The sequence below is a fragment of the Rhodococcus sp. C-2 genome, from assembly GCF_027854095.1.
Taxonomy (GTDB): Bacteria; Actinomycetota; Actinomycetes; order Mycobacteriales; family Mycobacteriaceae; genus Rhodococcus_F; species Rhodococcus_F qingshengii.
The window spans coordinates 128330-143874 of the sequence record NZ_JAQGFI010000005.1 but is presented as its reverse complement, the minus strand read 5'-3'; the positions used below and the strand labels follow the sequence as shown (position 1 = coordinate 143874).

Annotated in this window: 9 protein-coding genes; 1 reads left to right on the top strand and 8 read right to left on the bottom strand. The window is 63.8% G+C overall.

Annotated elements, in window-relative coordinates:
* Positions 1–71: 71 nt before the first annotated feature.
* Complete coding sequence (locus PCS43_RS12210) at positions 72–983, top strand: LysR family transcriptional regulator (RefSeq protein WP_065351773.1); 912 nt, start codon at positions 72–74, stop codon at positions 981–983.
* Here PCS43_RS12210 and PCS43_RS12205 read toward each other — a convergent pair.
* The 8 genes from PCS43_RS12205 to PCS43_RS12170 all read right to left on the bottom strand — a co-directional run bounded on the left by PCS43_RS12205 (position 980) and on the right by PCS43_RS12170 (position 15539).
* Positions 980–2521, bottom strand: a complete 1542-nt coding sequence (locus PCS43_RS12205) for an acyl-CoA carboxylase subunit beta (RefSeq protein ID WP_003943957.1) — start codon at positions 2519–2521, stop codon at positions 980–982. The two genes, PCS43_RS12210 and PCS43_RS12205, sit on opposite strands and share 4 nt — an antisense overlap.
* Positions 2518–7461 (bottom strand): polyketide synthase Pks13, encoded by a 4944-nt coding sequence (gene pks13, locus PCS43_RS12200; RefSeq protein ID WP_209910872.1) that lies wholly within the window; start codon positions 7459–7461, stop codon positions 2518–2520. The genes PCS43_RS12205 and pks13 overlap by 4 nt, the downstream gene beginning before the upstream one ends.
* Before the next feature lie 37 nt (positions 7462–7498).
* Positions 7499–9388, bottom strand: coding sequence for a long-chain-fatty-acid--AMP ligase FadD32 (gene fadD32, locus PCS43_RS12195; protein WP_003943899.1), 1890 nt, complete (start codon positions 9386–9388; stop codon positions 7499–7501).
* 182 nt (positions 9389–9570) lie between these two features.
* Entirely contained in the window at positions 9571–10566 is a 996-nt protein-coding gene (locus PCS43_RS12190) for an LLM class F420-dependent oxidoreductase (RefSeq protein WP_007731815.1), read from the bottom strand.
* Positions 10567–10771: 205 nt separating this feature from the next.
* Positions 10772–11725, bottom strand: coding sequence for a cutinase family protein (locus PCS43_RS12185; protein ID WP_209910868.1), 954 nt, complete (start codon positions 11723–11725; stop codon positions 10772–10774).
* Between the two features lie 9 nt (positions 11726–11734).
* Positions 11735–12286, bottom strand: a complete 552-nt coding sequence (locus tag PCS43_RS12180; RefSeq protein WP_209910864.1) for a DUF732 domain-containing protein — start codon at positions 12284–12286, stop codon at positions 11735–11737.
* A 106-nt stretch (positions 12287–12392) separates the two neighbouring features.
* Positions 12393–14276, bottom strand: a complete 1884-nt coding sequence (locus PCS43_RS12175; protein WP_003943922.1) for an alpha/beta hydrolase-fold protein — start codon at positions 14274–14276, stop codon at positions 12393–12395.
* A gap of 252 nt (positions 14277–14528) precedes the next feature.
* On the bottom strand, positions 14529–15539 hold the full coding sequence (locus PCS43_RS12170) for an alpha/beta hydrolase (RefSeq protein WP_007731818.1): 1011 nt from the start codon (positions 15537–15539) through the stop codon (positions 14529–14531).
* Between the last annotated feature and the right edge of the window lie 6 nt (positions 15540–15545).

The following is a 15545-nucleotide window of genomic DNA, read 5'->3' as shown; positions in this document are numbered from 1 at the left end:
GACAATGTTCCTGCCGCTAACTATTCAGCACAAGCAAATGTTCAGACCGTATATTCGGTAGCATTACTACTGTGTTGAATCTCGAAAGACTCCGCGCCCTGCACGCTGTCGCCGAGAACGGATCAGTAGCGGCGGCCGCCCGCACTTTGCATGTCACACCATCCGGGATTTCGCAGCAGTTGAACAAACTCGAGCGAGAGGTCGGTGTTCCGCTCCTCGAACCGCAGGGCCGCGGTGTACGACTTACCGAAGCGGGCCGAATCCTCGCGCGCCGAACCGCAGAGGTTCTCTCGACGCTCGCCCAGGCCGAGGCGGAAATCGCGTCGCTGCAGAGCGAGGTGACGGGCCGCGTACGTATCGGCGCCCTGGTCTCCCCCAGCAGGACGGTGCTGCCGCGAGCCATCGCCGAAATCAGGCATGCGCACCCGCAGCTCGAAATCACCTTCAACGAAGGCGAATCCGAAGAACTGCTCCCCGCACTGATTCGCCGCGACCTCGACGTCGTGGTGGTCGACAGTTGGAGCACTCTGCCCGTCGAACTTCCCGACGGACTCTCCTTCACGCCCGTGTACGACGACGTGGCGCTGCTCGCTCTCCCGACGTCACATCCGCTGGCGGAGAACAAGGTCGTCGCGCTCAGCGAGCTGTCCGAGCATGCCTGGGCGACGTGGACCCGGGGAACGGACTTTCACACCTTCACCGTCCGGACCCTGCGCGCTCAGGGGTTCGACCCACGAATCGAGTACGAGGTCGCCGAGTTTCCCACCCAGGTCGAATTCGTCGCTCAGGGCCTCGCCGTCGCATTGATTCCACGTCTGGCGAGAGTTGTACCGCCGGAAGGTGTTCGAATGCTCGACACGGTTCCGCCGCTCGGCCGAGACATCTACCTCGCCTGGCGGACAGACAGCGAAAGGCCGGCCGTCCTGGCGGCGATAGAAGCGCTACGCCGCCAGTTCGACGCCCTCGGTGACAAAAAGAACTAGAGCGGCATCAAGTTGTGCTTGCGCGGGTTCTTGAAGATCGTCTTGTCCGCGAGCAACTTCAGAGCCTTGCGGATCTCGAGACGCGTCTGCGAAGGCTCGATCACCGCGTCGATGTATCCGCGCTCGGCCGCGATGTACGGCGTCGCGACGAACTCGTTGTAGAAGTTGATCAGCTGAGCACGCACCGCGGGTGCATTCTCACCGGCCTCGGCGAGCTGACGCCGCCCCATGATGTTGACGGCACCCTCGGCGCCCATCACGGCGATACGAGCGGTCGGCCACGCGAGGTTGATGTCGGCACCGAGCTGCTTGCAGCCCATGACGGCATAACCGCCGCCGTACGCCTTACGAACCACCACAGTCACCTTCGGCACAGTGGCTTCGATGTACGAGAACAGGAAACGCCCGCCGCGCTTGATGACGCCGACCTTTTCCTGATCGACGCCGGGAAGGAAGCCCGGTGTGTCGACGACGAAGACGAGCGGGATGTTGAAAGCGTCGCACAGACGCACGAAATGGGCGGCCTTGTCGGAGCTGTCCGCGTCGAGGGCGCCGCTGAGGTACGTGGGCTGGTTGGCCACGACACCGACGGGCAGGCCGTCGACGCGGGAGAATCCGGTGATCACGTTGTGCGCGACCTGGGCTCCGATTTCGTGGAAAGTGCCGTCGTCGAAGATCCGCAGAATGATGTCGTGCATGTCGTAGCCGGCGTTGTCGGCATCCGGCATGAACGCATTGAGTTCGAGATCCGACTCGGTGATCTCGGGTTCGAGGCCCGGGTTGATCAGCGGCGCCTTCTCCTGGCACGACGACGGCATGAAGCTCAGGTACTCACGCACCCAGTCGAAGGCAGCCTTCTCGTCGGGAGCGACGTGATGGATGTTTCCGTACTCCGCCTGCTTGCGGGCTCCACCCAAGTCCTCGAGGCTGACCTCTTCGCCGGTGACCGACTTGATGACGTCGGGTCCGGTGACGAACATGTACGACTCTTCGGTCGCGACCACGACGTCCGTGTTGATCGGGGCGTACACGGCACCGCCGGCGCATTTACCGAGGATGACCGAGATCTGCGGGCACAGGCCGGACAACGGCTCCTGACGTGAACCCATGTTGGCGTACCAGGCCAACGAGGAAACGGCGTCCTGGATGCGAGCTCCACCGGAATCGTTGATACCGACGACCGGGCAGCCCACCTTCAGCGCAAAATCGTTGACAGCTGCGACCTTACGGCCGAACATCTCTCCGGCGGCACCGCCGAACACCGTCTGATCGTGCGCGAACACGGCTACCGGACGCCCGTCGACGGTTCCGTGACCGGTCATGACGCCGTCGCTGTACGGGTTGCCCTCGCCCGCCATCTTCACCAGGGCACCGATCTCGATGAAGCTACCGGGGTCGAGCAACATGTCGATGCGCTGGCGCGGCGTGCTGTGCCCTGCTGCATCGCGCTTGGCAATGGCCCGAGCCGAGCCGGGTTCCTTTGCCTTCTCCAACTTTTCGCGGAGTTCAGCGAGCTTCTCCGCGGTGGTTGTCGTCACTTCTGAACTCCGGTTTCCGCTGCTTTGGTCTGAGCTGTCTCGATCTGGGCCAGCTTGGTGGTGAGGTCTGCCGCAACCTTCGCGATGTACGGCTCGTCGACGATCTGCAGGTGGTCCCCGCCGATGTAGACGACCTCGAGGTTCTTCACGTAGTCACCCCAGCCACCATCCGCCTTGCGGGTCTTGAATGCAGGCTCGAGCGTCATCAGCTCGTCGTGGTACTTGTCAGCCATGTAGAGCACGACGTCGCCGTCGTAACTGCTGAACTCGGCCGTCTGGATGGCGCGATTGTCCAACCACGACGTCCGCTGATGCTCGATGATGCCGCCGGGAATCTTGGCGCCGCTCATCTTGATCATGTCCATCAAGATCTGGATCTGATCCTCGTCGGCTTCGGTGGAAGCCAGAACGTCAAGCGGCAGCGGCACATCCAGGTTGTAGGTGCGCTTGGCGAACTTGCCGTAGCGCTCCCAACGCTTGCGTCGTTCCGCCTCGGTGTCCGGCACGACCTCGCCGGCCATGACGGTGTCGAGCAGCCCGACCACACGCACGTCGGCGCCCTGCTCGCGCAGCAACTTCGCGACCGCATACGACATCACGCCACCGAACGACCAGCCACACAGCACGTACGGCCCGTCGCCCTGGATCTCACGCAGCAGCGGAACGTAAGCAGCAGCGCGGGTTTCGATCGAGCCCTCGACCCGCTCGAATCCGTACATCGGCGTGCCGGCGGGCAGGCGCTTGAGCAGAGGCTCGTACGTCACCGTCGAACCACCGGCAGCATGGAAGACGAATACCGGTACGGCAGTGGAACCTTCGGGGCGGGCACGCAGAGTACGTACGAGTCCGTCGATCTTGCCGTCGTCCTCGAGGTACTGGCGAACGACGTCCGCAAGCTCTTCGATGGTGGTGGAGTCGAGAACGTCGTCGAGAGTGATCTCGCCACCGGCACGCTCGGAAAGCCGAGCAGCAAGCTTCTCGGCGACCTCGTCACCGACGATCGGCAGATCGTTGAAGATGCCCTTGGCCGACTTCCCGGTGACAACCGCCCACGTCGCAAACGTCAAGCGCTCGGCCGCATCTCGCGGCGGAACGTCCGAGCCTGCGTCGTCGGCAGTTCCGGCTCGAGAAGGATCGGAAGGCGCAGCAGCAACCGGAGCAGTGGTAGGTAGTTCCACTGCCACCTCGGCGGGAGCAACGTCCTCGTCAGCAGCGTCGGCCGCCAACTTCTCCGCGGCCTGCTTGTCGGCCATCGCCTGAACCTCTTCGCGATTGTCGATCGCGTAGCGCAGGTACTTGTTGACCTCGTTGAGGCTCGCGTCCTTGACTGCCTGGAGCTGGAGCTGCGGAATGTCGAACTCGTACTCGACGCGGTTCTTGATACGCATCGCCATGAGCGAGTCGAGACCCAGTTCGATGAGCGGAACCTCGGCCGGCAGATCCTCCGGCGAGTACCCCATCGACTCGGCAACCACGATCTTGAGGCGGTCGTCGAGGCTCTGCGAACCGTTCGGATCCCACTTGTCTCCGGCGTCTTCGACGACCTCGGCCAAGGATTCCATCGGCGCACTGGTCTTGACCGGCGCGCTGACGACCAGCTCGGGCAGCGGCTCACCCGACGTGACGACGGCGTCGAAGAGCAGACGGAACGTAGCGCCCTCACGAGCGTGCACCTGCACCGACGCTCCACCCGGATGCGGGTTGAGTGTCGTGGTCAGGGTCGAAGCACCGGCCAGTTCACCGTGCGGAACAGCAGCGGTCAGAGAGACATCCGAAAGCACCTGTCCGGCAGCGGCGCTCACCAGCACCGCCAGGTCGGTGACGGCGGATGCGTCGACCTCCCACACGTGGCGGCCGTCGGGCAGAGCGACGTGCGAACCGGGTACGCGAGCCGAACCGCCGGCACTGACGCGAATGTCGAGCCAATACGGCTTACGCAGGAATGCGGTACGCGGAACCGAAGCGAAATCGCCTGCGGGAAGCAGAGACTCGAGGTTCACGGCATGGCCGTGCACGTACAGCTGCGCGAGAGCGGCAAGAACACCCGCGGACTCGTCTTCCTTACGCTTGAGCGTCTGGATGAGCTCCATGTCGTGCAGGCCCGAATCGAAAGCGGTAGCCGCCACCGACATCAACGTCACCGGGTTGGGTGCAAGCTCGACAAAAGTGGTGTGGCCGTGGGCAACTGCACCGCGTACCGCATTGGTGAAGTACACGCTGTGGCGAAGACCCTTGACCCAGTACGCCTCTTGATGGATCGGCTCGTGACCGGGACGGTAGAAAGTGTCCTTGTCGACGGACGAGTAGACGCCGAGCTTCAACGTGGTCGGCTCGATACCGGCCAACTCCGCGGCAAGCTCGCCGAGCAACGGATCGACCTGTGAGGTGTGGCTGGCACCCTTGGTCTGCAGGACACGCGCCATCTTGCCGTCGGCCTCGGCGGCCGCGACGATCGCCTCGATGTCCGGCTGTGGTCCACCGATCACCGTGTGCGTCGGAGCTGCGTAAACACAGACCTCGAGCTTGGGGTACGTGGGCAGCAGCGCCTCGATCTCGGATGCGCTGTACTCGAGCAGAGCCATCAGACGGATGTCGTCACCGACAAGTGCGCCCTCGGCCTCACCCATCAGCCGTGAACGTGAACAGATCACGCGGACAGCGTCTTCCAGGTTCAGACCGCCGGAAACGTACGCGGCAGCGGCCTCACCCATCGAGTGCGGAACCACGGCTTCGGCCTCGGCGCCGTGGTGACGCAGCAACGCGGCCAGACCGACCTGGATGGTGAAGATTCCCACCTGCGCGGTCTCGACGTTGTACTCGATCGAATCGTCGAGAAACATCTCGACCATCGAGTAACCGGCCTCGTCCTGGATCAGCGCGTCGACCTCGTCGACGGCCGCCTTGAAGGCCGAGTTCTCCGTGTAGAGCTGCTTGGCCATCTTGCGGTGCTGCGAGCCGAAGCCCGAGAACACCCACACCGCGCCCTTGGGCGACGGCGAGTCGGCGGAGAAGACTCCTTGAGCAGGCTTGCCTGCGGCGACGGCGCGCAGCGAGCTGATGGCCTCGGAGCGCGTCTTCGCCAGAACAGCGGCGCGCGAGCGTCCGTGGTTGCGACGCGCGAGTGTGCGGGCGACGTCGGCGAGGGGCGTCTTGCTTCCCTCTTCGGTTTCGAGCCAGTCGGCCAGATCAGCGGCTGCGCGGCGACGACGCGACGGCAGCGCGCCGGACACGGCCAGCACAACGGTGCTCTCGTTCTCTGCTGCCGGTTCGTCGACCACCGGGGCATCCACAACCGGTTCATCGACTACCGCGTCGGCAGGTACGTACTCCTTGACCACGACGTGCGCGTTGGTTCCACCGAAACCGAAACCGGAGACACCGGCGACAGCCTTGCCGGTGTAGCGCGGCCAGTCGGTGGCCTCGGGCGTCACCTGCAGGTGCGACTTCTCGAAGTCGATGTGCGGGTTCGGGCCCAGGTAGTTGATCGTCGCGGGAATCTTGTTTTCCTGCATCGCCAGAACGACCTTGATCAGGCCGGCGGCGCCCGCAGCTGCTTCCAGGTGCCCGAAGTTGGTCTTCGCACTACCGAGCAGAGCCGGCTTGTCTTCGTCACGACCACGACCGACGACACGACTGAGCGCGTCGGCCTCGATGGGATCACCGAGATCGGTACCCGTTCCGTGCGCCTCGATGTAGTCGACGGTGGTCGGCAAGATTCCGGCGTCGCGGTACGCGAAACGCAACACGTCGGCCTGGGCATCGGGATTGGGTGCGAGCAGACCGTTGGAACGGCCGTCCTGGTTGACCGCGGATCCGGCGATCACCGCGAGGATGGAATCTCCGTCACGCTCGGCGTCTTCGAGACGCTTGAGCACGACGAGTCCGCCGCCCTCACTGCGAACGATGCCCTGAGCCTGAGCGGAGAAGGCACGCAGTTTTCCGTCGGGAGCGAGCATCCCGGTCTGATCGAAACCGAGGGTTCCGGGAGGGGCCAGCAGCATGTTGACGCCACCGGCCAGCGCGATGTTGGAGTCACCGCTGCGCAGCGAACGCACAGCCTCGTGAACGGCAACCAACGAAGACGAACACGCGGTGTCCAGAGCGATGGACGGTCCACGGAAGTCGAAGAAGTACGAGACCCGGTTCGCGACGATCGCCGTCGACGTTCCGGTCAACGCGTACGGATGCGCCGTCGTCGGATCACTGACCGCGAGCAACTGGTAGTCGTTGGCGGAACTGCCGATGAAAACACCGACCTGCTTGCCCTTGAGCCCACTGGCCGGAATGCGAGCGTGCTCGAGTGCTTCCCACGCGAGTTCGAGTGCGAGGCGCTGCTGCGGATCGACGTTGACGACCTCGAGCGGAGACATCGCGAAGAACTCGGCGTCGAAGCCCTTGACGTCGTCGAGGTACCCGCCCTTGGTGTTCGCGTTCTCGACCGCGGCCTTGATGGCGGGATCCGACATGAACTCGGCCCAGCGGTCCTCGGGGAGGTCGCTGATGCCGTCGCGTCCGTCCGCCAGCATTTCCCACATGTCCGAAGGCGTGTGCCCGGCACCGGGGAATCGTGTGGACAGTCCGACGATGGCGATGTCGTGAGCGTCCGTCGTGCCGCCTGAGACGTAGTACGAGGCGTCGACGGTCTCCTGCGGCGCCTCGGGCTCACCTTCGATGATCCGAGTAGCCAGCGAAGCGATGGTGGGGTGTTGATAGGCAACCGTGGCGGTCAGCGTGACGCCGAGCAGATCCTCGATGTCTCCGCTCAGAGCGACTGCGTCCCGCGAGGCGAGCCCGAACTCTTCCATCGGGCGATCGTCCGTGATCGAACCCGCCGGCTGACCGGTCGCGTTGGCGATCCAATTGCGAAGCCACTCACGCAGCTGCGCGACACTCATCTCGCTCACAACGTCTTTGCTCTGCGCACCATCTTGTTCAACCATCAACTCACCAAGCCACCGATCATGAAGGGACTGCTCCTCAAACGCTATCGGGGAATGCGGTCTGCTGATAGCCGCCTCGCAACGTTCCCTCGATATAGCTCGCCTTACACGCGCGGCGAGCGATCTTGCCGCTGGACGTACGCGGAATCGAACCCGCGGGGACGAGCAGGATGTCTCGGGCCGTAACACCGTGACGGGAAGAAATCGCCGCACGCACGGTGTCCGCGATCGGCTGCGGATCGGCCTTGCCTGCGCCGGGAGCACGCTCGGCCACGATGACCAACTGCTCCGAGGAATCGTCGTCGTCGAACTTCAGACCCGAGTGCGTGTTGGAGAACACGACGGACGGCAGCTGGTTGGCCGGTACGGCAAACGCAGCGATGAAGCCGGGGCGCAGAGCCGGGCTGGCTTCCTGAGCCGAAGCCTCGAGGTCCTGCGGGTAATGATTGCGACCGTCGACGATCACGAGGTCCTTGACGCGCCCGGTGATGTACAGCTCGCCGTCGACGTAGACGCCGAAGTCGCCGGTACGCATCCAGTTGGCATCCGCCGGCGTGCCCTCGGTGTGGCTGTCTTCGCTCAACCGATTGTCCAGCTTGTTGTGGAAGGTCTCCGCCGTCTCGTCGGGGCGACCCCAGTAGCCGATACCGATGTTCTCGCCGTGCAACCAGATCTCGCCGACGTGATTGTCGGGGACCTCGGTCAGCGTCTCGGGATCGACGATCGCCGCCCACTGACTGCGCGAGACGTACCCACAGGAGACCTGCGCGATTGCGTTCTCGGAGTACTGGTCGACGATGACCATGCGTCCCTTGTTGAGTTCCGTGCGGTCGACGTAGATGACCTTGGCCTCGTCGGAATGCTTGGTCGAGGAGACGAAGAGCGTCGCCTCAGCCATGCCGTACGACGGCTTGATCGCAGTCTTGGGCAGACCGTACTGAGCAAAAGCGTCGTTGAACTTGCGCATCGACGACGTCGTGACCGGCTCACTGCCGTTGATCAGACCGATGACGTTGCTCAGGTCCAGGGTCTCGCCGTCCTTCGGCAGGCCACGCGCGGCAGCGTGCTCGAAAGCGAAGTTGGGAGCGGCAGCAAAGGTGCCGGCGCCGTCGGAAACCGCAGCAAGTTCCTTGATCCACCGGTACGGCCGCTGCACGAAAGCGCGCGGGCTCATGATGGTGATGTACTTGCCGCCCAGAGCAGGCAGGATGACCGTCAGCAGGCCCATGTCGTGGAACAGCGGCAGCCACGTGACACCGCGTGAGTCCTCGTTGAGTTCGATGGAGTCGACCATCTGGAGCGCGTTCGTTCCGACAGCACGATGGGTGATCTCCACGCCGGCGGGAACTCGGGTCGAACCCGAGGTGTACTGCAGGTACGCGATGTCGTCGAGTTCGATGTCGGGACGAACCCACGTTTCACCGACGGTATCGGGAATCGCGTCGACGGCGATGATGCGCGGACGCTCGGCAGCGGGAAGCGAGCGGAACAACTGGCGAACACCGGCCGCCGACGATGCGGCAGTCAGAATCGCAGTCGGCTTGCAGTCACCGAGAACAGCGTGAAGACGGTCGGTGTGACCGGGCTCGTCCGGATCGAAGAGCGGCACCGCGATGGAACCGGCCTGAATGGCCGCGAAGAACGAAATGACGTAGTCGAGTCCCTGCGGAGCAAGAATCGCGACGCGGTCGCCACGCTTGGTGACCTGCTGCAGACGGGCTGCAACAGCGCGCAGACGCACACCGAACTGCTCCCAGGTCAGCTCCAGGGCTTCACCGTCACGCTCGCGTGAGTAGTCGATGTACCGATACGCGAGCTCGTCCGCGTTGACACGCGAGTGTTGCTCGACGTAGTCGACCAGCGTGAAGCCTGGTTGCAGGCGGATCTGGCCCTTCTCGTCGAGAAAGCCATCGAACAGCGCGTTCATTCCATCTCCTCCGAAGCGATCACACAAGCACTGTCTTTCATGCCTGCGCCCCAGACTTCCTTCGCTCTCTCGGGTCCATCTTCGATCAATCGAATCGCACTTTGTGCGCAACTCACCTGAATCACTTCATCGATCCCAAACCATCGATATGTTACAGATTCGCATCGTCCGTATTCTCCGGCCTACTCGCCCGCCAGTAACGGGATGATCGGGGCGAACGCTTCCATCTGCGTCGGGAAGACCCCGACGTACGACATCGACGTCTTCTCGCGGACCAGTCGAATCTGGTCTGCGATTTCCTCGAAAGTGCCCACAGCCAGGTATGGAGAGTTCAACAGCTCCTCCACGCTCAGCTTACGATCCACTTCGATGTTCGGCGGAAAACCTTGGTCCAGAGCGGCGATTGCCATTTCGGCAGCCTGCTCTCGATCGTCGGTGATCATGATCATGGTGATGGTCCAGTTGAGTTCGATCTCATCGAAACGCTCGCCGGCAGCTTCGCGGATCCGCTCGACACGTTCGATGGTCTTTTCCATCGTGATTCCGGAGAGCAGAAGCCGCCCGTCACGGTTGGTCGGTGTGGCGACCGAGATGATGTCCGCGTACTTCGCCGCGAGAGCAAGCATCTTCGGGCCTCCGCCGCCCACGATGATCGGTGGCCGCGGGCCCTGCCGCGGTCGCGGGCTGCCCTTGAGGCCGCGCACCTGATAGTGCTTGCCTTCGAAAGTGCATTCCTGCCCGCGCAGCAGAACGTCGAGAATCTGCAGAGACTCCTCGAGCTTCTCGATGCGAACGCCCGGACTTTCGTAGGCGATGCCGCCCTTGTCGAACTCTTCCTTCATCCAGCCCGCACCGATACCGAGTTCGAGTCGACCACCGGACAGCACGTCGATTGTCGCCGCGTCCTTCGCGAGCACAGCAGGATGACGGAAGCCGTTGGCCAACACGGCGGTGCCGAGACGAATCTTGTCGGTGGCCACCGCGAGCGCTCCGAGAGCGGCGATCGGGCCGACCTGATTACCCAGGTGATCCGGAATCATGAACGAGTCGTAGCCGAGTTCCTCGGCCTTCTGCGCGAGCTTGACGAAGCGTCGCGCACCACCCTCTTCGGCGTTGCCCTCGCCACCGGCCGCAAACCGAAATTTGCGTAGGGCATCGCTGCCGTGGGTGGAACTCATATATCGATCTCCTGTGATGGACACGTACGTCGTACTCGAACTACAAACTCGGACAAATCGAACCTACTCGCCAGTCACTTACGTGACAGCACTGTAGAGGAAGCCCCCGGGCCGTGCAGCACTCTACCGGGACCAAACGAGCAGATTACCCGCGAGCGAACTCCCGAGACGCCCGATTGTGACGAATCAACAGTGCGGCGGTGACTCAACTGTGGGGCGGCGTCGGTGCAGCGTCGATCTTCTCCGCAGCCCACTGTGCCATCCATTGGGTGGCCGTCGTGCCGTTCGGATCGACTTGGAAGGAGTTGTACATCGCGTGCACAGGGTTGTTGTAGTACTCGAGCAGTCGCGGCGCCGAACTCAGCCAGTTGGTCGGGTTGAGAGCGGCTGCCGGCGCGTCGCAGATACCGTCGCTCGGCGCGCAGATCTGATAGGTCCGATCGTTGAGGTCACCGAACCCGCCGGGCCTCGGGCCGGTCATCGTGAGACCGGGCAGCTTCAGCCCGTTCAGCGACAGCTCGGCGCCGACACCGGCAACGCTCGGGCCAACGGTGTTCCCGAACGCCGGATCGCGCCGACCGTCGGCGATCAAGCCGACGCCCAGAACCAGATCGGCAGGCACCGCGCCGGTACCGTCGCCGATACTCGCGGCGACGTCACCCGCAATCACCGCGCCCTGGGAAAATCCGGTCAGGACGTAACTCGTGAGCGGGCACTCGGCGTGCCGCTTCATCAGAAAGTCGTTAGTGGCAGCAGTTCCCGCGGCCCGACTGTTGTTGTAGGACTGCTGTCCGTCCGGCGGGATCGCCACCGGATTCGAAAACTGTGCGACATACGGAACGGTGTAGACGTCGGCCCGTGAAGTATTGAACTTCTCCTGCAGAGGACGGGTCACGTTCAGCATCAAGGACGCCGGATTGGCCGTCGGGTTGTACGGGTCGTCGGTAGCGCTCGACTCCCACGTACCCGGTATGGCTACTACCTGGACATCGGGGCAACTGGCCGGCTGAGACACCGGAGGCTCCGGGCTCGGCGGGATCGGAGTCGGCGAAGGCACCCGCCCGGCCAGGATGTACCAACCGCCGATCACGACCGCTGCGACCACAAGAATGATCAGCAGCGGGATCAGGCACCCACGACGCTTTCCAGACCTCGCCATGACCCGCGCCTACTTGCAGTAGGTGGCGTTGGCGACGTCGATGTAGATCTGAGCGTTCGCACCTGCCTGCTCGGGAGTGATCTGCTTGCCTTCCGCCGACGCTTCCTGGCCGACGAAGGCGGTCACGAAGGTCAGGACCTCGTCGTCGGTCTGAGGACCGGCAGCGCAGATGTAATTGGCCGTGTTGACGGCGATGCTTCCGTCACCGGCTGGGGTGATGCCCTTCGCCTTCAGTCCGTCGAGGAACTTCTGTGCCTCGGGACTGACCTCGACGACTGTGGGACCCGGGAAGCCCTCGATGCTCTGCGGCTGCTCCGGCGGCGCGGTGGCCGCGGCTCCCGGACTGGTGGGCGCAGCCGACGCCGTCGTGGCCGCAGAGGCGGACGCAGATGCCGAACCGCTCGAGGACGAAGCCGCCGCGGACGTCGTGGTGACCGGATTGGAGGTTGCAGTGGAGTCGTCACTACCGCACGCGACAAGCGCGCCACCGGTGGCGAGCGCCAGGGCGCCGACCGCGATCGCGCGTGCACAAGTGTTTCGGTTACCCGAGAAAAGCGACATCAATGTCCGTCCTTGCCTTCAGTCGAAAGTCCATCAACAGGTTACGCAACGCACGCGGGCGGGCACCGATCCGTGATCGGGCCCGCCCGTCGTGCACCACTGTGAGTTAGTGAACTTCTGTCTTGTCACCGATCACCGTGATGTAGCCGAACTGGAAGTTCTGCTGGACACCACCGGGAATGTCGAACTTGTCACTGATCGGGAATCCGAGTCGTCCACCTTCGTATCCGACGCTCTTCCAACCGTCGAACAGCGGACCGTTCTCGACGGACCATGCACCGGTGCCGGGGCTCCAGTAGATGTTGCCGCCCTCGAACTCGGTGAAGCGTCCGTTGTCCTTGATCGGAACCTCGTTCGACTTCGGGAATCCGAGCCAGCCGTTTTCCCAGCCGAGTTCGCCGTACTTGCCCATGATCATTCCGAGAACCGCGTGAGTTCCGTTGGCGCTGCTGTACATTGCGCCGATCTCGAATCCCTGGACCTTGCCCGGCTTGCCGGGGGTCGCGATCTCGTCGGCAGTCGGGTAGCCGAGCGGGCCACCTTCCCAACCCTGTGCGGACCACTCGGCGAGGATGTCACCGCTGACGGGATGAGCGCCGGTCTGCGGGGTCCAGTAGATGGAGCCGTTCTGGAAGTGGTTGAAGCGTCCGCGTCCGTCGGGGGTACCGAGTTCGGGGGTACGCGGGAAGCCGAGCGGGCCGGCCGCTGCTCCGGTGTTCATGTACGCGCCGGCGATACGACCGGCGACGGGCTGGGCGCCCGTTCCACTGGTGAAGTAGATGCGACCGTTGCGGAAGTCCTGTGCCAGGCCACCCGCGACGCTGTACTCGGGGGTGATGCAGTCACCGATCCAGCCGTTGGCTGCGGCCGTCGCACCGATCTCACCCGAAGTGCCGCAAGCCGGCTTCTCGACCTCGACGCCGATGGCGTTGGCCAACTGCGGCCACAGCTGATGAAGCTCGAACTGCCAGTACGGCCACGAGTGGGTTCCGGACGGGCGGTAGTTGACCTGCGCGGGGATGCCGAGCTGGTTGAGCTTGGTCGCGAAGGTCTGCGAGGTCAGGCGAGCGAGGATCTCGAGGCCCATGCCTGCGTAGTTGGTGCTCACGCCGGGAATTCCCGACGGCTGGTCGTACGGGCCGGTCGTACCGCTACCACTCGAGACGTACAGGCTGACGCCCTTGAGCTTCTCGGCGAGCGCGTACGGATCGTGTGCAGCCCACTGCGGGTTGGACGGCGGTCCCCACATCGCGGCGGAGTTGTATCCACCGGCGTCGGTCATCGCGAACTGGATTGCCTGAGGCATGCCGAGCGAGGTGGTGGTGAGGATGCCGGAGAGCGAAGCGGCGAACTTGAAGAAGCCGGGGTTGCGCGCCGTGAGGAACATGGCGGACGTGCCGCCCATCGACAGTCCGACGACACCGCGTGTCTGCGTGGTCCGCCAGTCTTTTTCGAGGATGGGGGGCAGTTCCTTGGTCAGGAACGTCTCCCACTGGTAGTTCTTGCCGTTGTCGGGCTGGAGCCAGTCGGAGTAGAAGCTGGACTGACCGCCGACCGGGAGGATGACGTTGACGTTCTTGTCCGCGTAGAAGGACTCGGCGTCGGTCTCGTAGGTCCAGGCGTTCTCGTTGTCGGTCGCGCGAAGACCGTCGAGCATCCAGACCGAGGGGAAGCTGGCCGACGGATTGACGTTCCAATCGCGGGCCAAGAGGATCTGCACCTGAATCGGGGTGCCCATCGCGGGAGAGTTCACCCACAGCGCGACGCGACGCTCGCTGAGCCAGTCGACCTTCGTGACCGCTGCTCCGGTGGGGTTCTGGGTGGCGGCCGGTGCGGCCTGAGCAGGTGCCGGCGCGGCTGCCGCGGTTCCGGCCGTCGTCAAGCCCGCGGCGATCGGCAGAACCAGCATCGCTGCCAGTGCGCCGACGACCTTTGTCCGGAAGGTTGCCCGGGACCGGCGACGGTCCTCCGTGGCAAGGCCTACTCGCATGAGCTCACTCTCTTTCCTTACGTTCGGTCCGCGCGTCGATCGTGTGGCCGCCTGAGCAGCCAGACCCCCGTTGAAACTATTTCTACACGCAAACGATCCCCGCTTGGGGTAGCCGCGCTGTTACTGGTGGTGCAATTGTTACTGACATCGGGCGCTTGTGCAGCACCTGAATACACAAGTGCCGTCCCGGTTCTCCTTCGAGGAGTCCGGAACGGCACTGGTGAAGTGACTAGGTCACGGGATCGCGCACGATCACCAAGCGTTCATGGTGTCGAGGATCTGGCCGCGAGCCTTCCACAGCTCTGCCGACCAGTACGGCCACGAGTGCGTGCCGTTGGACGGGAAGCTGTAGGTGGCCGGGATACCCAGCGAGTTCATGCGGATCTGGAATGCACGGGTGTTGACCAGGGCGAGAGCCTCGAGGCCCATGCCGTTAGCCGTGTTGTAGTAGTCGATCGGTGCGCGCGGGTGGTCGTATTCACCAGGCAGGCCGCTTGCCGACGAGATGTACATCGACAGGCCCTGCAGACGCGGCGCGAAGACGAACGGGTCGTTGCGCAGCCAGGACGGGCTCCACGGCGGTCCCCACATGGAGTCGACGTTGAAGCGACCGGCATCGAGCATTGCGACGCGGATTGCCTCGCGCATGCCCGGAGCCGAGATGTTCAGGTAGCCCGACAGCGAGCCGGCGAACTTGAACTGGTCACGGTGGTAAGCAGCCAGCGTCAGAGCAGCGCTGCCACCCATCGAGAGGCCGAGGACCGCGTTGTTGGTGGGCGAGACGCCGTAGTTCGCGAGGAAGTTGGGCAGTTCTTCGGTGAGGAAGGTTTCCCACTTGTACGTGATCTGCTGGCCGTTGAAGTTCGACGGTGCATACCAGTCGCTGTAGAAGCTGGACTCGCCGCCGACGGGCATCACGAGGGTGATGTTGTCGTTGCGGTACTGGTCCATCGCATTGGTCTCGAAGCTCCACGCGTTGGCGTCGTTACGCGCACGCAGGCCGTCGAGAAGGTAAAGGGCAGCGTTTCCGCCGCGAGCGGCCCACTGGACCTGGACCTTGATGTTGCCCATCGAGGAGGGCACCCACAGCTCGTCGTATCCGCCGGAGGGGGCGGTGTGGCTGGGAGCAGTGTGCGCAGGCGCAGCAGAGGCGACAGCACTACCGGCAACTCCTGCAGCAAGGGGGAGCACAAGTGCTGCGGCACCGATGGCCAACGCTCGGTGCTTGAGGCGCTGGGTCAGCCTCTTTCTGGCAAAACGCATGGATAC